The sequence below is a fragment of the Pseudomonas sp. DC3200b2 genome, from assembly GCF_049895785.1.
GTDB lineage: Bacteria > Pseudomonadota > Gammaproteobacteria > Pseudomonadales > Pseudomonadaceae > Aquipseudomonas > Aquipseudomonas massiliensis.
The window spans coordinates 943002-963714 of record NZ_JAFCTA010000001.1; the positions used below are offsets into that span (position 1 = coordinate 943002).

25 protein-coding genes and 1 tRNA gene are annotated in these 20713 nt (G+C 60.4%); 17 read left to right on the forward strand and 9 right to left on the reverse strand.

Annotated elements, in window-relative coordinates; genetic code table 11:
• Nucleotides 1-50: 50 nt before the first annotated feature.
• Nucleotides 51-440: a hypothetical protein gene (locus ACP691_RS04545; protein ID WP_426153805.1), complete on the reverse strand. Its 390-nt coding sequence runs from the start codon at nucleotides 438-440 to the stop codon at nucleotides 51-53.
• Nucleotides 441-760: 320 nt separating this feature from the next.
• On the opposite strand from ACP691_RS04545, the gene mgtE reads away from it, so the two are divergent.
• Nucleotides 761-2203 carry a magnesium transporter gene (mgtE, locus tag ACP691_RS04550; RefSeq protein ID WP_426153803.1) on the forward strand — a complete coding sequence of 481 codons (1443 nt, stop codon included), beginning with the start codon at nucleotides 761-763 and terminating at the stop codon, nucleotides 2201-2203.
• Between the two features lie 78 nt (nucleotides 2204-2281).
• Here the strand turns inward: mgtE and ACP691_RS04555 are convergent, their stop codons facing one another.
• Complete coding sequence (locus ACP691_RS04555; protein WP_040262275.1) at nucleotides 2282-2614, reverse strand: Arc family DNA-binding protein; 333 nt, start codon at nucleotides 2612-2614, stop codon at nucleotides 2282-2284.
• Nucleotides 2615-3003: 389 nt separating this feature from the next.
• Here ACP691_RS04555 and phnN point away from each other — a divergent pair, with 389 nt between their 5' ends.
• A complete protein-coding gene (gene phnN / locus ACP691_RS04560; RefSeq protein WP_426153801.1) occupies nucleotides 3004-3585 on the forward strand; it encodes a phosphonate metabolism protein/1,5-bisphosphokinase (PRPP-forming) PhnN in 582 nt (193 codons plus the stop codon).
• Here the strand turns inward: phnN and ACP691_RS04565 are convergent.
• Together ACP691_RS04565 and ACP691_RS04570 are read right to left on the reverse strand one after the other, a co-directional pair.
• Complete coding sequence (locus ACP691_RS04565) at nucleotides 3566-3751, reverse strand: PA3371 family protein (protein WP_426153800.1); 186 nt, start codon at nucleotides 3749-3751, stop codon at nucleotides 3566-3568. The two genes, phnN and ACP691_RS04565, sit on opposite strands and share 20 nt — an antisense overlap.
• 10 nt (nucleotides 3752-3761) lie before the next feature.
• Nucleotides 3762-3998: a hypothetical protein gene (locus ACP691_RS04570; protein ID WP_426153799.1), complete on the reverse strand. Its 237-nt coding sequence runs from the start codon at nucleotides 3996-3998 to the stop codon at nucleotides 3762-3764.
• A 378-nt stretch (nucleotides 3999-4376) separates the two neighbouring features.
• Between ACP691_RS04570 and ACP691_RS04575 the strand changes: the two genes are divergently transcribed.
• From ACP691_RS04575 to ACP691_RS04585, 3 genes are all read left to right on the forward strand, one after another.
• Nucleotides 4377-4451 (forward strand) — tRNA-Arg (locus ACP691_RS04575).
• Between the two features lie 293 nt (nucleotides 4452-4744).
• Complete coding sequence (locus ACP691_RS04580) at nucleotides 4745-5986, forward strand: glutamine synthetase family protein (RefSeq protein WP_426153901.1); 1242 nt, start codon at nucleotides 4745-4747, stop codon at nucleotides 5984-5986.
• A 75-nt stretch (nucleotides 5987-6061) separates the two neighbouring features.
• The gene (locus ACP691_RS04585; protein WP_426153797.1) at nucleotides 6062-7336 is read left to right on the forward strand and encodes an MFS transporter; all 1275 of its coding nucleotides are present in this window, start codon (nucleotides 6062-6064) and stop codon (nucleotides 7334-7336) included.
• 34 nt (nucleotides 7337-7370) lie between these two features.
• Here ACP691_RS04585 and ACP691_RS04590 read toward each other — a convergent pair whose 3' ends face one another.
• The 4 genes from ACP691_RS04590 to flgA form a co-directional block, all read right to left on the reverse strand.
• Entirely contained in the window at nucleotides 7371-8117 is a 747-nt protein-coding gene (locus ACP691_RS04590; RefSeq protein WP_426153795.1) for a flagellar brake protein, read from the reverse strand.
• Nucleotides 8118-8243: 126 nt separating this feature from the next.
• Nucleotides 8244-8711: a flagella synthesis protein FlgN gene (locus tag ACP691_RS04595; protein ID WP_040262280.1), complete on the reverse strand. Its 468-nt coding sequence runs from the start codon at nucleotides 8709-8711 to the stop codon at nucleotides 8244-8246.
• 49 nt (nucleotides 8712-8760) lie between these two features.
• Complete coding sequence (gene flgM, locus ACP691_RS04600) at nucleotides 8761-9063, reverse strand: flagellar biosynthesis anti-sigma factor FlgM (RefSeq protein ID WP_426153792.1); 303 nt, start codon at nucleotides 9061-9063, stop codon at nucleotides 8761-8763.
• A 149-nt stretch (nucleotides 9064-9212) separates the two neighbouring features.
• Nucleotides 9213-9962 carry a flagellar basal body P-ring formation chaperone FlgA gene (gene flgA / locus ACP691_RS04605; protein WP_426153790.1) on the reverse strand — a complete coding sequence of 250 codons (750 nt, stop codon included), beginning with the start codon at nucleotides 9960-9962 and terminating at the stop codon, nucleotides 9213-9215.
• An 87-nt stretch (nucleotides 9963-10049) separates the two neighbouring features.
• On the opposite strand from flgA, the gene ACP691_RS04610 reads away from it, so the two are divergent.
• On the forward strand, nucleotides 10050-10976 hold the full coding sequence (locus tag ACP691_RS04610) for a chemotaxis protein CheV (RefSeq protein ID WP_040262283.1): 927 nt from the start codon (nucleotides 10050-10052) through the stop codon (nucleotides 10974-10976).
• A 47-nt stretch (nucleotides 10977-11023) separates the two neighbouring features.
• Nucleotides 11024-11851 (forward strand): protein-glutamate O-methyltransferase CheR, encoded by an 828-nt coding sequence (gene cheR, locus ACP691_RS04615; RefSeq protein WP_426153787.1) that lies wholly within the window; start codon nucleotides 11024-11026, stop codon nucleotides 11849-11851.
• 55 nt (nucleotides 11852-11906) lie between these two features.
• On the opposite strand, the gene ACP691_RS04620 is transcribed toward cheR, so the two are convergent.
• Entirely contained in the window at nucleotides 11907-12080 is a 174-nt protein-coding gene (locus tag ACP691_RS04620; protein ID WP_426153785.1) for a type II toxin-antitoxin system MqsA family antitoxin, read from the reverse strand.
• Nucleotides 12081-12497: 417 nt separating this feature from the next.
• Here ACP691_RS04620 and flgB point away from each other — a divergent pair, with 417 nt between their 5' ends.
• The 10 genes from flgB to flgJ all read left to right on the forward strand — a co-directional run bounded on the left by flgB (nucleotide 12498) and on the right by flgJ (nucleotide 20706).
• Nucleotides 12498-12905: a flagellar basal body rod protein FlgB gene (gene flgB / locus ACP691_RS04625; protein WP_426153783.1), complete on the forward strand. Its 408-nt coding sequence runs from the start codon at nucleotides 12498-12500 to the stop codon at nucleotides 12903-12905.
• A gap of 3 nt (nucleotides 12906-12908) precedes the next feature.
• Nucleotides 12909-13352, forward strand: a complete 444-nt coding sequence (flgC, locus tag ACP691_RS04630) for a flagellar basal body rod protein FlgC (RefSeq protein ID WP_426153781.1) — start codon at nucleotides 12909-12911, stop codon at nucleotides 13350-13352.
• A 15-nt stretch (nucleotides 13353-13367) separates the two neighbouring features.
• Nucleotides 13368-14078 (forward strand): flagellar hook assembly protein FlgD, encoded by a 711-nt coding sequence (gene flgD / locus ACP691_RS04635; protein ID WP_426153779.1) that lies wholly within the window; start codon nucleotides 13368-13370, stop codon nucleotides 14076-14078.
• Between the two features lie 27 nt (nucleotides 14079-14105).
• Nucleotides 14106-15404, forward strand: a complete 1299-nt coding sequence (gene flgE, locus ACP691_RS04640) for a flagellar hook protein FlgE (RefSeq protein ID WP_426153777.1) — start codon at nucleotides 14106-14108, stop codon at nucleotides 15402-15404.
• A 48-nt stretch (nucleotides 15405-15452) separates the two neighbouring features.
• Complete coding sequence (locus ACP691_RS04645; RefSeq protein WP_040262291.1) at nucleotides 15453-15641, forward strand: hypothetical protein; 189 nt, start codon at nucleotides 15453-15455, stop codon at nucleotides 15639-15641.
• A gap of 270 nt (nucleotides 15642-15911) precedes the next feature.
• Nucleotides 15912-16649, forward strand: a complete 738-nt coding sequence (locus tag ACP691_RS04650) for a flagellar basal body rod protein FlgF (protein WP_426153775.1) — start codon at nucleotides 15912-15914, stop codon at nucleotides 16647-16649.
• A gap of 63 nt (nucleotides 16650-16712) precedes the next feature.
• Nucleotides 16713-17498 (forward strand): flagellar basal-body rod protein FlgG, encoded by a 786-nt coding sequence (flgG, locus tag ACP691_RS04655; protein WP_040262293.1) that lies wholly within the window; start codon nucleotides 16713-16715, stop codon nucleotides 17496-17498.
• Between the two features lie 71 nt (nucleotides 17499-17569).
• Nucleotides 17570-18268, forward strand: a complete 699-nt coding sequence (gene flgH / locus ACP691_RS04660) for a flagellar basal body L-ring protein FlgH (protein ID WP_040262294.1) — start codon at nucleotides 17570-17572, stop codon at nucleotides 18266-18268.
• A 12-nt stretch (nucleotides 18269-18280) separates the two neighbouring features.
• Nucleotides 18281-19390, forward strand: coding sequence for a flagellar basal body P-ring protein FlgI (locus ACP691_RS04665; protein ID WP_426153899.1), 1110 nt, complete (start codon nucleotides 18281-18283; stop codon nucleotides 19388-19390).
• Nucleotides 19391-19401: 11 nt separating this feature from the next.
• Complete coding sequence (gene flgJ / locus ACP691_RS04670; protein WP_426153773.1) at nucleotides 19402-20706, forward strand: flagellar assembly peptidoglycan hydrolase FlgJ; 1305 nt, start codon at nucleotides 19402-19404, stop codon at nucleotides 20704-20706.
• Nucleotides 20707-20713 lie beyond the last annotated feature (7 nt).

Consider the following 20713-nt stretch of genomic DNA (forward strand, 5'->3'; position numbering starts at 1 on the left):
CCGCATCCTTGGATGCGGTTTTTTTTCGCCTGCATGAACCTCTCAGGCGCTCAACGCCAGGGCACATAGCGTGCGGGCTTTTTCTTGGCCTTCTTCTGCGTTGGCTCCCTGGATTTTGTTTCTCGAGTCGGCCCAATCGTTTGCCGGGCTTCGCTGCGCCGTGGCATTGGTACGCTGGCAAGGGTAGGTTCGTGCGCCGGTCGCCTTGCGGGCGGGTTGTCGGTCGTGGCTTCAGGCGAGGGCGCGGGGCCGGGCGTCACACTTCCTGGGGGCGGGTTCCAGGCTCGCAGGGGCCGGCCCGCCTCGCCATTGGCACAGCTGCTGAAGGTGTAGCTGGGTTCGCCCTGCTCGCCGGTACAGTGGTGCACGGTCGTGGCGCTGGCCACGCCGACCTGAGCGAGGAAAAGGGTAAGGGCGGGCAAGCTCTGCTTGCGGATCATGATCGCCTCCTTGGCCGTGGGGTCCTGAGGTTCAAAGGTTAGCGGTGGAGCGGGTGGCGGCGGGCCTTGGGTTGTTGCTGGATGCTTCGTCATATAAAGCTGCTATACCCAAGCAGCAACCGCAGCCAAGCATTTGTAAATCCAGAATTTAGTAACCAAAAAGGCGTATGAGCGAGTATCATTGCCGCCGTCTGCCCCGCCGGGGCATTGGAACGCCTTTCATGGACTTACCCAGTAGAAGCTCCACCACGCTGTTGGCCCCTATAGCATTGAAAGTTTGATCTCCCGGTGTGGTCCACTACTGGGAGTGGAGTACACCTATGTCCGAAGTCGAAGTTAAAGACCTGCGTGAGAGCCTGCAGGACCGCCTGGGCCAAGTGGTCGAGCTGCTGCACAAGCAGCGGGTGGTCGAAGATCTCACTCACCGGCAGGAAGGGCAGCATCAAGCCCTCGTAGAGAACCTGGTCCACCGGCAGAACCTGGTTGAGCTGCAACGCAAGCTCGATGACCTGCACTCGGCCGACATCGCTTATATCCTCGAGGCCTTGCCGCTGGACGACCGCTTGACGGTATGGCAGCTGGTCAAGGCTGAGCGTGACGGCGACATTCTCCTGGAAGTGTCGGATGCGGTGCGGGAAACCCTCATTGCGGACATGGAAGACCATGAGCTGCTCGCCGCTGCCAAGGAGATGGACGCCGACGAGCTGGCCGACCTGGCTCCGGAGCTTCCGCGCGATGTAGTCCATGAGCTGATGGAAAGCCTCGATGCCCAGCAGCGCGAGCGGGTGCGCTCGGCGTTGAGCTACGAGGAAGACCAGGTCGGCGCCCTCATGGACTTCGAGATGGTGACCATTCGCGAAGATGTCACCCTGGAGGTCGTACTCCGCTATCTCCGGCGTTTGCGCGAGCTGCCCGGGCACACCGACAAGGTCTTCGTGATCGACCAGGAAGGCGTGCTCAAGGGCGTGCTCCCGATCAAGCGCCTTCTGGTCAACGACCCGGACAAGCGCGTGGCGGAGGTCATGGCCAGTGACCCGGTGACCTTTCATCCTGACGCCGATGCCTATGAGGCCGCGCAAGCCTTCGAGCGTTATGATCTGGTCTCGGCGCCGGTGGTGGACAAGAACGGTCGCCTCATCGGCCGTCTTACCATCGATGAAATGGTCGACCTCATCCGCGAGGAGAGCGAAAGCGAAGTCCTCAACATGGCAGGCTTGCGCGAGGAAGAGGATATCTTCGCCTCGGTGTGGCGTTCGTTGCGCAACCGCTGGTCCTGGCTGGCGATCAACCTGATCACGGCCTTCGTCGCTTCGCGGGTGATCGGCCTGTTCGAGGACTCCATCGAGCGCCTGGTGGCGTTGGCCGCGCTCATGCCCATCGTGGCCGGCATTGGCGGCAACTCGGGCAACCAGACCATCACCATGATCGTTCGCGCCATGGCGCTGGACCAGGTGAGCACGGGGAATACCCGGCGTCTGCTCAAGAAAGAGCTGTCGGTGGCAGTGCTCAATGGTCTGATCTGGGGCGGTGTAATCGGTGTCGTGGCCTGGATGCTCTATCACAGTTGGTCGTTGGGCCTGGTCATGACAGCTGCCATGACGCTCAATCTGCTGCTGGCCGCTTTCATGGGGGTTGTAATTCCGATGTCGTTGGCCAAGCTTGGGAAGGACCCTGCCATGGGTGCCAGCGTGATGATTACCGCCATGACGGACAGCGGCGGCTTCTTCATATTTCTAGGGTTGGCTACGCTGTTTCTTATGTAGCCAGCTCAAATGAAAAAGGCCAGCATTGCGCTGGCCTTTTCTGTAGATGCACATACATGCACCGCGCCCAGGTAAAGCCTATGAAGCGTCAGCTTCGGCGGCCATCTCCACATCGTGCGCGATCAGCGCAACCAGCGCGTTCTGCTGACGGTGGGAGAGCTGGCGGAAACGTTGCAGCAGTTCCCGTTCGTGCAGCGAAAGCTCGGGGCTGTCCAGGCGCATGCTCAGTTCTTCGCCCAGCGCACCTTCTTGAATGAGACTCTGCTCCAGGCGCGCGATGATCTCTGAGTTCATGCTGCGATGATGGGTGCGGGCGACCTCGGCGATACGCTCGCGCATGCCGTCGGGAAGGCGCACGACGAACTTGTCTGCGGTGCGGCTGGAATAGACTGCCTGTTTCATTGGGCGCATATAGTTAACCGGTTGAGTTCAGGAAAGCGGTTCCTCGGAGCGGGCCGCGGGATGTGGGTACGACAGTCACTTTCGCCGAATGTTCCATCAGATTTGCCGTTTGAGTGAACATTATGCCTGCCATACGTCAGTACCTTGGCGCCAATTCTGTGACAAATTTTGAATGCAACCACAGCGCATTGCCACTACCGAAAATCCGAAATGTGGACTGGTTCGGATTAAATGGCACATAGCCAGCCCACAAGGGGCTCTATTGTCCCAGTCCTGTCCGTGGCAAGCCAGCACCCTGTGGCAACGGCTTTTCCTTCGCCGCTGGGCTGGGCATACTTTCATTCACAGCATAGTGGCAATCAGACTATTCGCGAGCATGTGCAGAAAAGGCGGATGAAATGCAGCAAGGGCGGTTGATCTACCTGATGGGTGCCTCCGGCGTCGGAAAGGACAGCGTCATCGATGCCGCCAGGTCGGGGCTTGCCGAGAGAGGCATCGAGGTCGCCCGGCGGGTCATTACCCGGTCTGCCGAAGCCTTGGGTGAGCAGGCCTTGGGCGTTAGCCATGAAACCTTCGAAGCGATGCTTCGGGAGAGACGCTTCGCGCTCAGTTGGCGAGCCAATGATCTCTGTTACGGCATCCCTGTCGAAATCGAACAGTCCTTGCAAGCGGGGCGTTGGGTGCTGGTCAACGGGTCGCGGGGATATCTACCGCAGGCCCTGGTGAAGTACCCAAGCCTTCTGGCCGTACTGATTACCGTCGAGAACCAGGTGCTCAGAGAGCGCCTGGAGACTCGAGGTCGTGAGACACCTGCACAGATCGACGCCCGCCTGGCACGCAATGCTCAGCTCCATCAATCCATTGGCTGGAGAGGGGATGCGTCAGGCATCCTCCTGCTGGACAACTCTGGCTTTCTGGCTGACGCGGCACAGGCGCTGCTGGGGTTGATCGACGAGCGACTCAACGCAGTTGCGGATTGAACCTGATGCGCTTTCCTCGCACCAGGGCCAGTACGAACAGCACGCTGCATCCCAGGCTGGTCGCGAGCAGTAGAGCACTGAGCAGGCTGGCCGGGTAGGGTACTGCCGCGGCGGCAATGAATGAAAGCAGGGCGCTGGTCAGGAAAAACACTGCGGATCTGGACATGGAAAGAGCCTCAGAAGGTATACCGGTCGAGGCGTTGGGACGGCCCCTCGACCATATCCTGCCCGGAGGGGCTGGACGCCAAGGTCCCCAGCGATTGTTCATGCATACCCGCTCTCTGGGCGATGGGTCGCTTCACCCAGTGGTCCACGTCTATGTTGACCGTGGCATCCGGCGCCCCTGCAAAAAAATGAAACGAAACTACTGCAACCATGGCCAAAACGTTCAGTAGGTAAAGGGCGGCGTTCATCCATGTCTCCAATGTGTTGTTGCAGGCTGAGCGTATTCAGATGCCACTACTGTAGTAGCACACTGCGTGCCAATCGCTTGCTGATAAAAAATCCGTTTTAAAACAACAACTTAGCTTTACAATCTAGAAACGTTTACATGCATTGTGCATTGTTTGACGCGTTTCGCCGTGCAGATTGCACGAAATCACGGGTAAATGTCCAGCGGTGAGAGGGCAAATGGCCGGTATCGGACTGCGCTACGTTTCCAATGCCATTTTTCCGTCGAAATCAGCCTAGCCTAACTTTATTACGGGTTTGCACCCCGGGGACGTCGATGGTAGATTTGCAGCCGCTTTCGGTTGGGAGCTGATTCGACCCCAACGGCATTACCATCTGCTGTCCTTGTAGTTCAACGGATAGAACGGGGCCCTCCTAAGGCTCAGATGCAGGTTCGATTCCTGCCGGGGACACCACACGCTTTCGCAGCGCTTCAGCCTGCCTTCCACAGGCGTCCATTCCTTTATCCTTTTCGTCGCCAGCCATGGGCTTCCTTCCGGCTGGGCATTCCTCCATCCTCAGTACGCTCCTGGCTGGAACCACCCCTGGACTTGATATAAAAGCCTGCCAGTGACAACGTGTCCCGATGCCAAGTGACATCACCATAACGATAAGGATAGACGGCATGTTGAGCGAAGGCCCATTGGCGGGAGTGGACGAAATCGAATGCGTAACCCCGGACCTAAACGGCGTGCCTCGCGGCAAGGTCATGACCGCCGCTGGTTTCAGCGAGGGCCGAAGGCTCCAGCTGGCGCGCGGCGTTCTACTGCAGGCCATCATGGGTGGCTATCCTCCGGCTCGCTTCTACGGCAGTGATGACGGTGATCTGGTGCTGGTGCCTGACCTGGCCAATGTCTACCGCCTACCCTGGAGCGAACGGCCTCGTGCCTTGGCTATCTGCGATGCTCGTGAACTCGCTGGTACCCCGAGCGGGCTTTCCACGCGTGCGCTACTCAAACAGGTTATGGCCCGCTACGCCGAGCATGGCCTGGTGCCTGTAGTGGCCACTGAGCTGGAGTTCTATGTGTTCGCGCCCAACCCGGATCCGGCGCAGCCTTTCCTGCCACCGACAGGTGGTGACGGTCGCCGCGAGGAAGGTTTCAGCGCCTTCAGCGTCTCATCCAACAATGGCTTGCGCCCGTTCTGGGATGAGGTCTACCGCTGCATGGCCGCGCTGGGCCTGCCTCGGGACACCTTCATGCATGAAATGGGCGTCAGCCAGTTCGAGATCAACCTGTTGCATGGCGACCCCTTGGTGCTGGCCGACCAGACCTTCCTGTTCAAGCACCTGCTCAAGGAAGTCGCGCTCAAGCATGGCTTGCTGGCGGTGTGCATGGCCAAACCACTGGCCAAGGTGCCTGGCAGCTCGATGCATATTCACCAGAGCGTGGTTCGGGCCGATACCGGCGCGAACGTGTTCAGTGACGATCAGGGCGGGCCGACCGCGGCCTTTCGTCACTTCATTGGCGGACAGCAGGCGGCCCTGGGCGATTTCACGGCGTTCTTCGCGCCTAATGTGAACGCCTACCAGCGCCTCTTCCACCCCTACGCATCGCCTAACAACGCCTGCTGGTCCGAGGACAACCGGGCGGCGGGCTTGCGTATACCCGCCAGCGGACCTGAGGCACGCCGAGTGGAAAATCGCCTGCCCGGTGCCGATGCCAATCCTTACCTGGCCATTGCCGCCAGCCTGGCGGCGGGCCTGCACGGCATCGAGCAGGGTCTGGAGCCTTCCCCGCCCATCCAGGGGGAATTCGACGTGCCTGAACATCTGGCGCTTGCCCGGACACTGGACGGCGCCCTTGCCCGGCTGCGAGCCAGCGCCCTGGCCGTTGAACTGTTCGGACGGGAGTTCATCGAAGGGTACATCGCGACCAAGACGATGGAGTTGACCAGCTTCATGGACGAAATCACCCCCTGGGAGCGCCGCGTTCTCGCCACCCAGGCCTGACCCGGCGGCTTACGGGCCACGGGCTCTTCGCCAGGGCAGCAACTGCACCTACTTGTTCGGAGTTGTGGATCGTCGATGCGTCAAATCTGGAAAAACTTTCGCGGTCTTTATTTCGCCTCGCTGATGATGCTCATCGGTTCAGGTTTGCTCAGCACCTACCTGGCCTTGCGCCTGGGAGCCGATCATGTCGATGGGCTATGGGTGGGGGCCCTGATGGCGGCCTATTATTTCGGCCTGGTGCTGGGGGGCAAGCTGGGTCACCGGCTGATTGCCCGGGTCGGGCACATTCGCGCCTATACCGCTTGCGCCGGCATCGTTACCGCCGCTGTGCTCGGCCATGGCCTCACGGCTTTCCTGCCTGTCTGGCTGGGGCTACGCCTGGTAGTCGGGCTCGGCATGATGTGCCAATACATGGTGATCGAAAGCTGGCTGAACGAGCAGGCCGAAGCCAGCCAGCGAGGGATGGTGTTCAGCGGCTACATGATCGCCTCCTACCTGGGCCTGGTACTGGGCCAGCTGATTCTGGTACTTCATCCGGAACTGGGCCTGGAGCTGCTGATGATGGTCGCGCTGTGCTTTGCGCTGTGCCTGGTGCCGGTGGCGCTGACGCGGCGCATTCACCCGGCGGCGCTGCATCCGGTGCCCATGGACCCGCGCTTTTTCATCCAGCGTGTTCCGCAGTCGTTGACCACTGTGCTGGGCGCTGGCCTTATCATCGGTTCGTTCTATGGCCTGGCGCCGTTGTACGCGGCGGGCCAAGGCCTGAGCACCGAGGCGGTAGGGCTGTTCATGGGCTGCTGTGTATTCGCCGGGCTGGTGGTGCAATGGCCCTTGGGGTGGCTGTCGGATCGCTATGACCGCGCGCTGTTGATCAGAAGCATCGCCCTGGCGTTATCTGTACTGACGTTGATCATGGCGGTGCTGCCCAGGTTCTTCAGCATGCCCATGGCATTCATATTCGTCGGCGGCTTCGTGGTTTCCCTGTTGCAGTTCTGCCTGTACCCCTTGGCGGTGGCCTTTTCCAACGACCATGTTGAAGGCGACCGCCGGGTGTCCCTGACGGCGATGCTGCTGGTGACCTACGGCATCGGGGCGAGCATCGGGCCATTGGCCGCTGGCGTGCTCATGAAGTGGTATGGCAGCGAGGCGTTGTATGGGTTCTTCTCGTTCTTCGCCCTTGTGCTGGTCTGGCGGATCCGTCCCAAGGCCGTCACCAATCTGCATCAGGTTCAGGATGCACCGCTCCACCATGTGGCCATGCCTGACAACATGACCAGCTCGCCCCTGGTCGCCGCGCTTGACCCGCGGGTAGACGAGCAGGTGGTGGACGACCAGATGAAGGAGCACTAAGGCCACGGCAACCGGCAGGGCCGGCGCTCAAACGTCAGAAATCGTCTTTGTCGAACCGGCGGGTTTCCCGCTGCAGCTGGTAGACGAAGCGCTCTACGTTGCGCTGGACCAATCCGCCGATGTTATGAAAGCGCACACCGGCAAAGCTGGTATCCAGCCGTTCTTCGAAATGCAGGTAGCGCAGCTCCACCGGGGTGGTAATGGCGCCAAAGGGCAGGGCGGCGGCAAACTTGTCATAGACCTGACCCAACTGTAGTTGCTCGGTGATATCACCTTCGAAGCGCAGCTTGCAGCCGGTGGCGGAAACATCCAGCAGCTTGCCGCGAATGCCCTTGGCCAGCTTGTCACCCGCCAATTCCACGTCCACCAGTGAGCTGAGCTTCAAGGCCGCCCGGAATGCGTTGCGGCGCTGGTGATAGACGACCTCGGCCGGCAAGGCGCCAACATAGCTGCGCCCGTGATCCGTATCCAGGATGCTATAGGCGCCATTGCTTTCCCAAGCGATGCGCACGCCGTCATGAAAGCCCTCGACGCGAAACGCCTCACCGTTGCTCATGAAGCGTTCGCCGTCGCGAGGAATCAGCTCATCCAGGGACAAGGTGCCACGATCACGATCCACAGCCACTACGAAGCTCTGAAAGCGTTGTTGACGCTCGGTGAAGGTCACGATCAGCGGGTCATGGCTGTCCATCAGCGACTTGATGTTGGCCAGGATTTCCAGCGGTGTAGTGAGGACTTTTGGCGGCTGCGGCGCATCATCCGCACTCGAGGCGTTGAACACGGTACTCGGTTCTCCAAGCTAGAAGCGTAACGGGCAATAAGGCATTGTGCCATCACCGTATGCCCGGCGATACTCGACTACAGAAAATCTTTCGGCAATGAAAATAGTGACCGAATGCTCTGCCTGTCATGCCTGGCTGAACGCCCGCACCGTGGCCAATCGCGCGGTTGCCCCTCGAGCGGTATAAAGCGACGGAGTTTCCCCGCCACTCAGTATCCGCAGCTGGTTGGCTGTGGCGAACTGCTGCAACTGGATCGCCCGGCCATTCTGCTCGTTGATCGCCTGGCAATCAGCAAGCAGCGCCGCCAGTTGTTCGCCCCGCTCTACCAGGGTCTTGCCAATCACCGAGCGTTGCGCCAGCTGGGCCAGGCCCTCGGCATCCGGAGACAATCCCAGGGCGGCCAGCAGCTCGCTGCGCCGACGGCCATGCTGACCCAGTTGCACGATCAACGACTGCTTCTGCGCCAGGATGTTCTCCAGCAACTGCATGTCGCGGCCTCGCAGCGCGGTGTACTCCTCGCGCAGCAAGGCCTGGAGCTGTTCGGCGGGTGCGATGTCGTTCTCAATCAATTGCAACAAGGTGGTGTCGTGCATGGCGGGTCTCGGTGTTCACTGCGCCCGGTTAACGTTGAGCGAAAAACACTCAGGCTTCGAAGGACAGCATCTTGCTGGCAACGCGATCGCTGTCGACCTTGTAGGTACCGTCGGCGATCTGCTGCTTGAGCTCGGCAACGCGGCTAGCATTGACCGGCGTGTCAGTGCCCAGGCTGTCGGTGACTTTCTGCATGTGCTGAGCCACGTCGCTCAGTTGCACGGATTCGCCCGCCTGCTTGGTTCCCTCGACGCTTTTGACGTCATCCACGGCGCCAACCGACTTGCTGCCGGAAGTACGCGTAGTGCTGGAAACCTGAGTGGAGCCGGTAACGCTCCGGAAATCGATGACCATGATAAAAAACCCCTTGGTATTTGGACGCTTGCCTTGTTTTCGACCCATTGCGGAGAAACTTTAGGGTAATTTTTCGAAATCACCCCAACGGCAAGGTTCACTGACCAAGTGTAGGAAAATTGGGCTCCGGCCGCCAGAGCGGCTCGTCTCTACATGGACACTTCCACCTGGGCGGGGCCTGTGACACGGGCCTTGACCACTCGCTGGGAATTGAGGTTGCGGACCCTGATCTGCTCGTTCATGCCCCCATCGCTCAAAGCTTCTCCCGGCATTTTCACGGCAAGGGTGCCACTGCGCGCGGTGATCACTACCTGGTCCCCCTTACGAATGACTTCCGGCTGCTCGATCTGCACCGGTGCCAGTACCTGGTCCATGGTGGTCGGGCGTATGACCCGCTGGCCAATGGCCTGGTCGAGGCTGGGCAGGAAGCCCTGGTTCAGCTGGCCCACGTCCCGTTCGCGAATGGCGACATCGCCTTCGGCAATCACCGTGTCACGCTTCAGCGGACGGGTGGTCACCACCACTTCCCGATAGAGCTTCACCGTGGCCGGCACGAACACTGTCCAGGGCGAGCTGCCCTCACAACGCACCCGCACGGTCACCCGGCCCAAGGGAACCGCCGGGCTCTCCAGGCGCGCGCTCAGTTGCTGGTCGCATTGGGGCATGCGCAGGCGAGGGTCGAGATTGGCGACTTCAATGTCATAGCGGCCTTGCGTCTGGCTGGTCGCTAAATAATCTTCAACGGTGAACTCAAGAAACCCTTGGGTCACACCGATAAGCTGTTCGGGCGCTGTCACCTCGTCGGCGAGCAGGCGTCCCGAAACGAACAGACACAAGGTGGCGAACAACCCGTAGAGGGTCGCGATCAGATGTCGTGAATATGGCGTTTTCTCGTTCATGGCTATGCTTGAGCAAGTGACGTGCCAAATGCGGCGGCACCCGAGCAAGGCTGAATCGGCGCCGACAGTACAAGGTGGAGGTTAAACATGGCTGGTGTGATGGATTCGGTAAACCAGCGCACGCAACTGGTAGGGCAGAACCGCCTTGAACTGTTGTTGTTCCGTTTGAACGGCAAACAGTTGTACGGCATCAATGTCTTCAAGGTTCGCGAAGTGCTGCAATGTCCCAAGCTGACCTTGATGCCCAAGTCCAGCCCGGTGGTGCGGGGGGTCGCCAATATCCGTGGCGCGACCATCCCGATTCTGGACCTGTCCATGGCGACAGGCTCGCAGTCATTGGAAGCCGTGCAAGACACTTTCGTGATCATCACGGAATACAACACCAAGATTCAGGGTTTTCTGGTTCATTCGGTCGAACGCATTGTCAACATGAACTGGGAGGCGATTCATCCGCCACCCAAGGGTACCGGTCGCGACCACTACCTGACGGCGGTGACGCGAGTGGACAACCAGCTGGTGGAAATCATCGACGTGGAGAAGATCCTAGCCGAAGTGTCGCCGGTTTCTGAAACCATCAGCTCCGGCGTGATCGACGAAGCCGTGCAACAGAAGGCCACGGCCTTGCGAGTGCTTACCGTGGATGACTCTTCCGTGGCGCGCAAGCAGGTCAGTCGTTGCTTGGAAACCGTGGGCGTGGAAGTGGTGGCGCTCAATGATGGGCGGCAAGCGTTGGAATATCTTCAGGCGATGGTCGCCGAGGGCAAGGACCCTAACGAAGAATTCCTGATGCTAATCTCGGATATCGAAATGCCTGAAATGGATGGCTATACGCTTACCGCGGAGATCCGTAGCGATCCTCGACTGCAGAAGCTTCATATCGTGTTGCACACGTCCCTGTCAGGGGTGTTCAACCAGGCTATGGTGAAGAAAGTCGGCGCTGACGACTTCCTGGCTAAATTCCGTCCGGACGATCTCGCATCCCGGGTGGTCGAACGTATCAATGCAAAAGGTTGATCGGGCTGCGGCTCGGCGAAGTTTCAACAACAGAAGAGGCGGCACCCTTGGCTACGGCAAATTCCGATTTTGAACAGTTCAGGGCATTCCTGGAAAAGGCCTGTGGCATCGTGCTGGGCGAGAACAAGCAGTACCTGGTGTCCAGCCGCCTCAACAAGCTCATGGAGCAGCAGGGCATCAAGAGCCTGGGTGAACTGGTGCAGCGCATCCAGAGCCAGCCCCGCGGCGGCCTGCGCGAGCAGGTGGTGGATGCGATGACCACCAACGAAACCCTGTGGTTCCGGGATACCTACCCGTTCGAAGTGATGAAGAACAAGGTGCTCCCGGAAATGATCAAGGCCAGCCCCGGCCAGCGGCTGCGGATCTGGTCGGCGGCCTGTTCGTCCGGGCAGGAACCCTATTCGCTGTCGATGACGGTGGAAGAGTTCACCCAGGCCAATCCGGGGCAGCTCAAGGGCGGGGTACAGATCGTGGCCACCGACCTGTCGCCTTCGATGCTGGTGGCGTGCAAGGGCGGAGAATATGACAGCCTGGCCATTGGCCGTGGCCTGTCACCCGAACGCCTGCAGCGCTACTTCGACACCAAGCCCGGCAACCGCTGGGCGGTAAAGGCGCCCATTCGCAGCCGGGTGGAGTTCCGCCCGATCAACCTGCTTGAAAGCTACATGTCCCTGGGCAAGTTCGACGTCGTGTTCTGCCGCAATGTGCTGATCTATTTCTCGGCGGACGTGAAGAAGGACATCCTGTCCCGCATCCATGGCACGCTCAAGCCAGGCGGTTACCTGTTCCTCGGCGCCTCGGAGGCCCTCAACGGGTTGCCGGACAAGTACAAGATGGTCCAGTGCAGCCCCGGCATCATCTACCAGGCAATCTGATTGCCGCTGCGCCGCCGGAATTCCAGCGGCCTGGACACCCCTAGCTGACTGAATGCTACGTCATCCTGACCTCGTCGAGCGGTTCAGGGTGGCGGTCCAGCAGCTCGAGACGCTGTACCAACGTCCAGGGGTGGCTTGGTCTTGCCCTTTCGTATCGGGAGAACGCATTCAGGTCATCTCCGAAGATCTCGCTGGCCGCGTGCTGATCGAGTGAAAATTTCTTGCCCACCTTGTCAATGAGCGCGGACCACGATCCCAGCGTTTACCTCCTTGTAGAAAGCCAGCGTGCAAGCGCTGACGGCTGCGGATTGAATGGCGCCTACCACGGCTTTGCCATGGTAGGGACAGCATTCTCCTTCAAGCTGCGTGATCATGGCTGAAGCGCCCGTACGGGCGTCGGGCTCGTCAATCTGGCACAGATTATTTCAGCCTTTGGCCCCACTCTTGCACCACTCCCCTCGACGGCAGTTTTTCTGGCGCCGTCTTTGCCGCTTTGCCGCTTGCTCGAGGAAACAGATTGCCGCTTTTCTGGCGACGGTTTCCGGGTCTGATGTAGAGACCCTTTCAAATCAAGGGTTTGCAAAGTTGGCACAGCAGTTGCTATATCCAGGTCAGCACATCATGTTTCGTCGCAGAGGTACCGCTCATGGGCATCAGTTTTGACAAGGCACTCGGCATTCACGAGCAGGCACTGCACTTCCGTGCCCAGCGCGCCGAGGTACTGGCTAACAACCTCGCCAATGCCGACACCCCTAACTACAAGGCGCGTGACCTGGACTTCTCTTCAGTCCTCGCCGCTCAGGCCGACAAAGGCCAGAACGGCAGCTTCGGGTTGGAGCGGACCAACACCATGCATATCGATGCCCAGGGCTTGAGCAATGACGACGGTACCTTGCAGTACCGGATCCCAAGCCAGCCCTCCCTGGACCAGAACACTGTGGACGCTCAGATCGAGCAGGCGAACTACGCCAAGAACGGTGTGGACTTCCAGGCCAGCTTCACCTTGCTGAACAACAAATTCAAGGGCCTGGTCACGGCCATCAAAGGAGAGTAATCCATGTCTCTGTCCAGCGTATTCAACATCGCCGGTACTGGCATGAGCGCGCAGACCACTCGTCTCAACAGCACCGCCAGCAACATCGCCAACGCCGAAACCGTATCGTCCAGCATCGACCAGACCTACCGCGCGCGTCATCCGGTGTTCGCCACCGTGCTGGCCGACCAGGCCGGCGCCTCGGGCGGTTCGCTGTTCGAAGACCAGGGCGTGGCGGGGCAGGGGGTGCAGGTGACCGGCATCGTCGAAGACCAGAGCAACCTTGAAGCGCGTTACGAACCGAACAACCCGGCGGCGAACCAGGACGGGTACGTGTACTACCCCAACGTGAACGTCGTTGAGGAAATGGCAGACATGATTTCAGCGAGCCGCTCGTTCCAGGTGAACGCGGAAATCATGAACACCGCCAAGACCATGATGCAGAAAGTACTGACGCTGGGTCAGTAAGCCAAGGGATAAACCATGACTACCACTACTGATAGCACCAGCTCGTCGATACTTTCGCAATATGCGGTTTCGAATGCGAGCAAGACAACTTCCTCCAGCAGCTCGAGTTCGACTTCGAGCACGGAAACCATGGGCAAGGACACCTTCCTGCAGTTGCTCGTAACGCAGATGAAGAACCAGAACCCGCTGGACCCGCAGGACAACTCCGAGTTCGTGGCGCAGCTGGCCCAGTTCAGTAGCGTCGAGGGCATCAATAACCTCAACGATACGGTTACCACCCTGGCCGGCAACTACACCTCGAGCCAGGCACTGCAGGCTTCGGCCCTGGTCGGGCACTCGGTGCTTGCCCAGACCGGCAGCGCGGTAGTGAACACCACCAGCGGCATCACCGGGCAGTTCGACCTGGCCTCGGCCAGCACCGACGCTACCGTGAAGGTGTATGACGCCAGCGGCAACCTGGTGAAGAACATCGACCTGGGGTCCCAGGCCGCGGGCACCGTAAGCTTCCCGTGGGATGGTACCGATAATGAAGGCACCGTCCTTTCGTCGGGCACTTATAAATTTGTGGCCAGTGCCACGGTAGATGGCAGCGAAGTTGCACAAACGACGTATCTGCCAGCGACCGTCACAAGTGTGACGGTAGGCAGTACAACGGGTGACATGACCCTTAAGTTAGCCGACGGCTCGAGCGTAGCGCTGTCGAAAGTCAAAACCATCGGATCGTAAGCCGGCTTATCGGCACTGGAGTAGATTATGTCGTTCAATACCGGCCTGAGCGGTCTCAACGCGGCCAACACTGCACTTAACGTCACCGGCAACAACATCGCCAACGTTGCCACCACTGGCTTCAAGAAGTCGCGCGCCGAGTTCGGTGACGTCTACGCCAACTCGCTGTTCCTGGGCAGCTCCAAGAACGGCGTAGGTTCCGGCGTTGCCACCGCCGCCGTTTCCCAGCAGTTCACCCAGGGCACCATCAGCAGCACCGGCGCCAGCCTCGACATGGCCATCAACGGCAATGGTTTCTTCGTGGTCAGCGACAACGGCAACAAGGTCTACACCCGTGCCGGTGCGTTCGGCACCGACAACGCTGGCAACATCGTGGATGCCAGCGGCAACAAGCTGATGGGCTACGGTACCGACTCCGATGGCAATGTCATCGACGGCGTGCTGACCACTCTCAAGGTCGACACCTCCTCGCTGGCTCCGAAGGCCACCGAAACCGTCACCGAAACCATGAACGTCAACTCCAGCGACAGCGTACCCACGGTGACCCCGTTCGATGCCACGGACACCAACAGCTACAACTACACCTGGAGTACCGACATCTACGACAGTCAGGGTAACTCCCATACCATGACCCAGTACTTCGTGAAGAACGACACCAATGACTGGACCATGTACGCCACCATCGATGGCGTGAACCCGAACGACCCGACGTCGACGACACCGTACAGTGCCGACTTCACCTTCAACTCTGATGGCAGCCTGGCCAGCACCACCAGCAGCGACTTCACCGTTGATTCGACCGGCAAGCTGACCCTGACCAACTGGACCCCGGCAGCCAAGAACGCCAGTGGCGTCATGGCCAGCAACGGTTCGACCGCGGCTACCGGTGGCGTGACCTTGAACATGGCGAACACTACGTCCTACAACACCACGTCGGCGGTGACCGCCAAGTCTCAGGACGGCTATGCCACGGGTAACCTGTCGGCGCTGTCCATCGACAGTGAAGGCAACATCTTCGGTACCTACAGCAACGGCCAGTCCAAGACGGTCGGCCAGGTGGCCTTGGCCAACTTCGCCAACGTCCAGGGCCTGACCCCTAACGGCAGCACTGGCTGGCGCGAGTCGTCCGCTTCCGGTGTGCCGGTGGTAGGCGCGCCCAACAGCGGCACCATGGGAACCCTGACGGCGGGCTCGCTGGAGGATTCCAACGTGGACCTGACCAGCGAACTGGTGAACTTGATCAAGGCGCAGAGCAACTACCAGGCGAACGCCAAGACCATTTCCACCGAAAGCACCATCATGCAAACCATCATCCAAATGACCTGATGCATCCGGGGCGGCGCAAGGAGCCGCCGCCCTGGCCCTGGAGCCGCCATGAAAAAGGTTGTACATCTGTTGATGATTTTCTTGACCGCCACCGGCGGGCTCGCCGAAGGCGCGCCGGCTCCATGGTACAAGTATCAGAGCCTGAAAACCGGTCAGTTCGTTTGTGTGCAGAACGACCCTGGCGAGGCCTTCCAGCGCTTCGCCGGGCCGTTCCACAATGCAGGTTGCCGTCCCTAGTCTGACTCCACGGCGACTTTCGGCTGACAGCAGCGCCCGCTGCTTTAACGCCTGTTTCGCCGCTTCGCCGTCAACAAATACAGGTCGCCCTCTTGCCATTACCGGCAAGGGGCCGCCGAAATCTCGGCGCACCGTGCCCGTCGGAATCTCGACACTCCTCTGAAACCCCCATCCTAGAGCCTTTTCATCAGGTTTTTAAAACTTGGCCCGGGCTTTGCTATATCCCTGGTACTCAGCGATTCAGCGGCGCAAGCCGCCAAGGAGACGACCATGGATAAAATGCTTTATGTGGCCATGACCGGTGCCAGCCAGAACGCCTTGGCCCAGAAGGCTCACGCCAACAACCTTGCGAACGTATCTACCAACGGTTTCCAGCGAGACTTGGAACAGGCGCGTTCCATGCCGGTGTTCGGCGATACCTTGCCGTCCCGCGCCTATGCCATGACCGAACGCCCGGCCACCGACCTCAGTGCCGGCCCTATGGTGCAGACCGGTCGCGACCTGGATGTGGCCGTAGGTGGCGAGGGTTGGATCGCCGTGCTGGCCCCGGATGGCTCCGAGGCTTATACCAAAAGCGCCAGCCTGAACGTGGACGCTCTGGGCGTGCTGCGCACCAGCACCGGCATGGCCGTGCTGGGCAATGGCGGGCCGATCGCCGTGCCGCCGCAGGAGCAGATCGAGATCGGCCAGGACGGGACCATCAGCATCCGCTCCCTCGGCCAGGCGCCTTCGGTCATGGCTACCGTGGACCGCATCAAGACGGTAAACCCCAAGGCGGCTGACCTTACCAAAGGCACCGATGGCCTGATCCATACCAAGAGCGGTGAGCCCGCCGCGGTCGACGGCGCCGTTCAGCTGACCTCGGGCTTCCTGCAGGGCAGCAACGTGAATGCCGTGGAGGAAATGACCCAAGTGATGGCGCTTTCCAAGCAGTTCGAGATGCACATCAAAATGATGACGACCGCCAAGGAAGCCGATGAGGCGATGGCACGCGTCCTGCAAATGTAATGGTAACCCACACCTTTATTGACACTACAGGCACCGCGCCGTCGGCACCCTAAGGAGAACACCATGCTTCCAGCACTTTATGTCAGTAAAACCGGCCTGGCTGCTCAGGACACCAACCTGACCACCATTTCCAACAACTTGGCCAACGTTTCCACCACCGGCTTCAAGAAAGACCGTGCTGAGTTCCAGGATCTGCTGTACCAGGTAAAACGTCAGCCAGGCGCGGCTTCGACCCAGGACAGCGAGCTGCCCTCGGGCCTGCAGGTCGGTACCGGTGTGCGCATTGTCGGCACCCAGAAGAACTTCACCGCCGGTAGCTTGCAGACCACTGACCAGCCTCTGGACATGGCCATCAACGGCCGTGGTTTCTTCCAAGTGATGCAGCCGGACGGCACCATCTCGTACACCCGTGACGGCACCTTCCACCTGAACTCGGACGGTCAGATCGTCACCGCCAACGGCCTGGCAGTGCAACCGGCTATCACCGTGCCGGCCGAAGCGCAGACCTTCACCGTGGGCACCGACGGTACCGTTTCCATCACCACCACCGGCAGCGCCACCGCCCAGGTAATCGGCAACATCCAGACCGCGGACTTCATCAACCCGGCCGGCCTGCAGTCCATCGGCGGCAACCTGTACCTGGAAACCGCTGCCAGCGGTGCGCCCAACGTGGGTACGCCTGGCCTGAACGGCTTCGGTACCGTGCTGCAGAACACCCTGGAAAACTCCAACGTGAGCACCGTGGAAGAGCTGGTGAACATGATCACCACCCAGCGCGCTTACGAGATGAACTCCAAGGTGATCTCCACCGCGGACCAGATGCTGCAGAACCTGACCCAGAACCTGTAATCGCACAACGCCGCACCCCTAATCGCTTGCTCAAACGCCTGAAGGATCAGTTACACCGTGAGGTTGGAGTCATGAATCGTCGTCTGTCTGCTGTGCTGTTGTTGACCGGAGCCGCGTTCCTGGGTGGCTGCATGGCGCCACCCCCGAAGCCGAACGATCCGTACTACGCTCCGGTGCTGCCACGCACTCCGCTGCCGGCGGCCGCCAACAACGGCTCGATCTACCAGGCCGGTTTCGACCAGAACCTGTACACCGACCGCAAGGCGTTCCGGGTGGGCGACATCATCACCATTACCCTGGCCGAGAAAACTTCGGCCAGCAAGAGCGCCAACTCCAAGGTGACCAAGAGCAGCAGCAACAGCATTGGCCTGACCTCGCTGTTCGGCGGCAGCGGCACCACCAACAACCCACTCGGTGGGGGTGACCTGAGCCTGGACGCCGGCTACAGCGGCGACCGTACCACCAACGGCGACGCCAAGGCGGCCCAGGGCAACAGCCTGACCGGCTCGATCACCGTGACCGTGGCCGACGTGCTGCCCAACGGGATCATTTCGGTTCGAGGCGAGAAGTGGCTGACCCTCAATACCGGTCAGGAACTGGTACGCATAGCTGGCCTGATTCGTGCAGACGACATAGCGACCGACAATACAGTGTCGTCGACCCGAGTGGCCGACGCGCGCATCACCTACTCAGGCACCGGCTCCTTTGCCGAGGCCAGCCAGCCCGGGTGGTTGGATCGGTTCTTCTCTAGCCCGTACTTTCCTTTCTGAGTGCGTATGACCATGTTGAACTTCAAGCAGTTGGTGGCGGCATCCCTGTTGTTCCTGACCGCGTTCGGCGCCCATGCCGAACGTCTCAAGGACATCGCCAGTATCCAGGGCGTTCGTAGCAACCAGCTGATCGGCTACGGCCTGGTGGTGGGTCTGAGCGGCACGGGTGACCAGACCACCCAGACGCCGTTCACCATCCAGACGTTCAACAACATGCTCGCCCAGTTCGGTATCAAGGTGCCCGCGGGCACGAGCTCGGCCCAGCTGAAAAACGTGGCGGCGGTGTCCATTCATGCGGATCTGCCAGCCTTCGCCAAGCCCGGCCAGACCATCGACATCACGGTGTCGTCCATCGGTAACTCCAAGAGCCTGCGTGGCGGCAGCCTGCTGATGACCCCGCTCAAGGGTATCGATGGCAACGTCTACGCCATCGCCCAGGGCAACCTGGTGGTGGGTGGTTTTGACGCTGAAGGCAAGGACGGTTCGAAAATCACCGTGAACGTGCCTTCGGCAGGTCGGATTCCTGGCGGCGCAACGGTAGAGCGTTCCGTGCCGAGCGGCTTCGATCAGGGCAACTTCCTGACCCTGAACCTTAATCGGCCGGACTTTACCACCGCCAAGCACATCGTCGACAAGGTCAACGAGCTACTTGGCGCGGGAGTTGCAAATGCAGTGGACGGGGGATCGGTTCGGGTGACCGCGCCGCTTGATCCCAACCAGCGTGTGGACTACCTGTCCGTACTGGAAAACCTTGAAATAGACCCGGGCCAGGCCATGGCCAAGGTGATCATCAATTCTCGGACCGGCACCATCGTGATCGGCCAGAACGTCAAGGTTACGCCAGCGGCAGTGACTCACGGCAGTTTGACAGTGACGATCACCGAAGACCCGATCGTCAGCCAGCCCGGACCCTTGTCCAATGGCCAGACCGCCGTCGTTCCACGCTCGAAGGTCAATGCCGAACAGGAAGCCAAGCCCATGTTCAAGTTCGGCCCCGGAACCACGCTTGACGAGATCGTGCGTGCCGTCAACCAGGTTGGCGCCGCGCCCAGTGACCTGATGGCGATCCTTGAAGCCTTGAAGCAGGCCGGTGCCTTGCAAGCCGACCTGATCGTAATCTGAGGTGACGCAGCATGGACATGCCTTCTGGTGGAGTTTCGAAAGGCGCTGATTCTGGCGCCTACACCGACCTGAACCGCTTGAACGCGCTCAAGGTTGGCAATCGCGACAGCGAGGCCAACTTGCGCAAGGTCGCCCAGGAGTTCGAATCGGTGTTCGTGGGTGAAATGCTCAAGTCCATGCGCTCGGCCAACCAGTCCCTGAGCAAGGACAGCCTCATGAATTCCGATTCGGTCAAGCAGTACCAGGAGATGTATGACCAGCAGCTGGCGGTGAGCCTGTCCCACCAGGGTAACGGCATCGGCCTGCAAGACGTGCTCATGCGTCAGCTGTCCAAGAGCAAGGACGTCGCCCGCCCGGGCGGCAACCCCTTCGCCCGCCCTGAAGGCAATCAGCACGCCCTGGGCGCCGTGCGCAACGGCAGCGCCGATGCGCAGGCGGCCACGGCTTCTGCCCACAATGACATGGCAATGCTCAACCAGCGTCGCCTGGCCTTGCCGAGCAAGTCCGTCGACCGGCTGCTGGCGGGCATCGTGCCGAGCGCCACCGAAGCCACCGACCGCAATACCCTGGTCCGTGGTCAGGCGCCCCAGGCGAACCTGCTGCACCCGCCGGTTGCCAACAACCGTATCAACGTACCGGCCACCGCGCCGAGCGGCGTCGCTTCCGCCGTGGCCAGTGCCAACGCCGCTCAGGCCGGCAAGGGCGAGGCCGCCGGTGCCTATGGCGACTGGACCACCGACTACGCCAGCGCCACCAAGGCGACCCCGGTCACTGCCCGTACCTTGACCCAGGTGCCGCTGGCCCCGGGCAAGGCTGCCTTCGCATCGCGTGAAGAGTTCGTGGCTACCATGCTGCCCATGGCTGAAGAGGCCGCCGCGCGTATTGGCGTAGACCCGAAGGTTCTGGTGGCCCAGGCCGCGCTGGAAACCGGCTGGGGCAAGTCGGTGCTGCGTCAGAGCGACGGCAGCACCAGCTACAACCTGTTCAACATCAAGGCCGGCTCCAGTTGGAAAGGGGAGACCGCCCGCGCGGTCACCGCCGAATACGAGAACGGTCAGGTGGTCAAGGAGTCGGCGCAGTTCCGCGCCTACGATTCCTTCGCCGACAGCTTCCACGACCTGATCAATCTGCTGCAGAACAACGACCGCTATCAAGAAGTGGTGAAGTCTGCCGATAACCCGGCACAGTTTGTCAAAGAGCTGCAGAAGGCAGGTTATGCGACCGACCCGCGTTACGCGAGCAAGATCGCAGGCATCGCCAAGCAGCTCGAGAGCTACGGGAACTACGCGTCGAACGGCTCTTCCACGACTTTATAAGGTTTGA

Excerpts from the sequence above, each read along its gene's own strand:
- ACP691_RS04545 (WP_426153805.1), bottom strand. The coding sequence starts at position 440 with ATGATCCGCAAGCAGAGCTTGCCCGCCCTTACCCTTTTCCTCGCTCAG.
- mgtE (WP_426153803.1), top strand. The coding sequence starts at position 761 with ATGTCCGAAGTCGAAGTTAAAGACCTGCGTGAGAGCCTGCAGGACCGC.
- ACP691_RS04555 (WP_040262275.1), bottom strand. The coding sequence starts at position 2,614 with ATGCGCCCAATGAAACAGGCAGTCTATTCCAGCCGCACCGCAGACAAG.
- phnN (WP_426153801.1), top strand. The coding sequence starts at position 3,004 with ATGCAGCAAGGGCGGTTGATCTACCTGATGGGTGCCTCCGGCGTCGGA.
- ACP691_RS04565 (WP_426153800.1), bottom strand. The coding sequence starts at position 3,751 with ATGTCCAGATCCGCAGTGTTTTTCCTGACCAGCGCCCTGCTTTCATTC.
- ACP691_RS04570 (WP_426153799.1), bottom strand. The coding sequence starts at position 3,998 with ATGAACGCCGCCCTTTACCTACTGAACGTTTTGGCCATGGTTGCAGTA.
- ACP691_RS04580 (WP_426153901.1), top strand. The coding sequence starts at position 4,745 with ATGACCGCCGCTGGTTTCAGCGAGGGCCGAAGGCTCCAGCTGGCGCGC.
- ACP691_RS04585 (WP_426153797.1), top strand. The coding sequence starts at position 6,062 with ATGCGTCAAATCTGGAAAAACTTTCGCGGTCTTTATTTCGCCTCGCTG.
- ACP691_RS04595 (WP_040262280.1), bottom strand. The coding sequence starts at position 8,711 with ATGCACGACACCACCTTGTTGCAATTGATTGAGAACGACATCGCACCC.
- flgM (WP_426153792.1), bottom strand. The coding sequence starts at position 9,063 with ATGGTCATCGATTTCCGGAGCGTTACCGGCTCCACTCAGGTTTCCAGC.
- flgA (WP_426153790.1), bottom strand. The coding sequence starts at position 9,962 with ATGAACGAGAAAACGCCATATTCACGACATCTGATCGCGACCCTCTAC.
- ACP691_RS04610 (WP_040262283.1), top strand. The coding sequence starts at position 10,050 with ATGGCTGGTGTGATGGATTCGGTAAACCAGCGCACGCAACTGGTAGGG.
- flgB (WP_426153783.1), top strand. The coding sequence starts at position 12,498 with ATGGGCATCAGTTTTGACAAGGCACTCGGCATTCACGAGCAGGCACTG.
- flgC (WP_426153781.1), top strand. The coding sequence starts at position 12,909 with ATGTCTCTGTCCAGCGTATTCAACATCGCCGGTACTGGCATGAGCGCG.
- flgD (WP_426153779.1), top strand. The coding sequence starts at position 13,368 with ATGACTACCACTACTGATAGCACCAGCTCGTCGATACTTTCGCAATAT.
- flgE (WP_426153777.1), top strand. The coding sequence starts at position 14,106 with ATGTCGTTCAATACCGGCCTGAGCGGTCTCAACGCGGCCAACACTGCA.
- ACP691_RS04645 (WP_040262291.1), top strand. The coding sequence starts at position 15,453 with ATGAAAAAGGTTGTACATCTGTTGATGATTTTCTTGACCGCCACCGGC.
- ACP691_RS04650 (WP_426153775.1), top strand. The coding sequence starts at position 15,912 with ATGGATAAAATGCTTTATGTGGCCATGACCGGTGCCAGCCAGAACGCC.
- flgG (WP_040262293.1), top strand. The coding sequence starts at position 16,713 with ATGCTTCCAGCACTTTATGTCAGTAAAACCGGCCTGGCTGCTCAGGAC.
- flgH (WP_040262294.1), top strand. The coding sequence starts at position 17,570 with ATGAATCGTCGTCTGTCTGCTGTGCTGTTGTTGACCGGAGCCGCGTTC.
- ACP691_RS04665 (WP_426153899.1), top strand. The coding sequence starts at position 18,281 with ATGTTGAACTTCAAGCAGTTGGTGGCGGCATCCCTGTTGTTCCTGACC.
- flgJ (WP_426153773.1), top strand. The coding sequence starts at position 19,402 with ATGGACATGCCTTCTGGTGGAGTTTCGAAAGGCGCTGATTCTGGCGCC.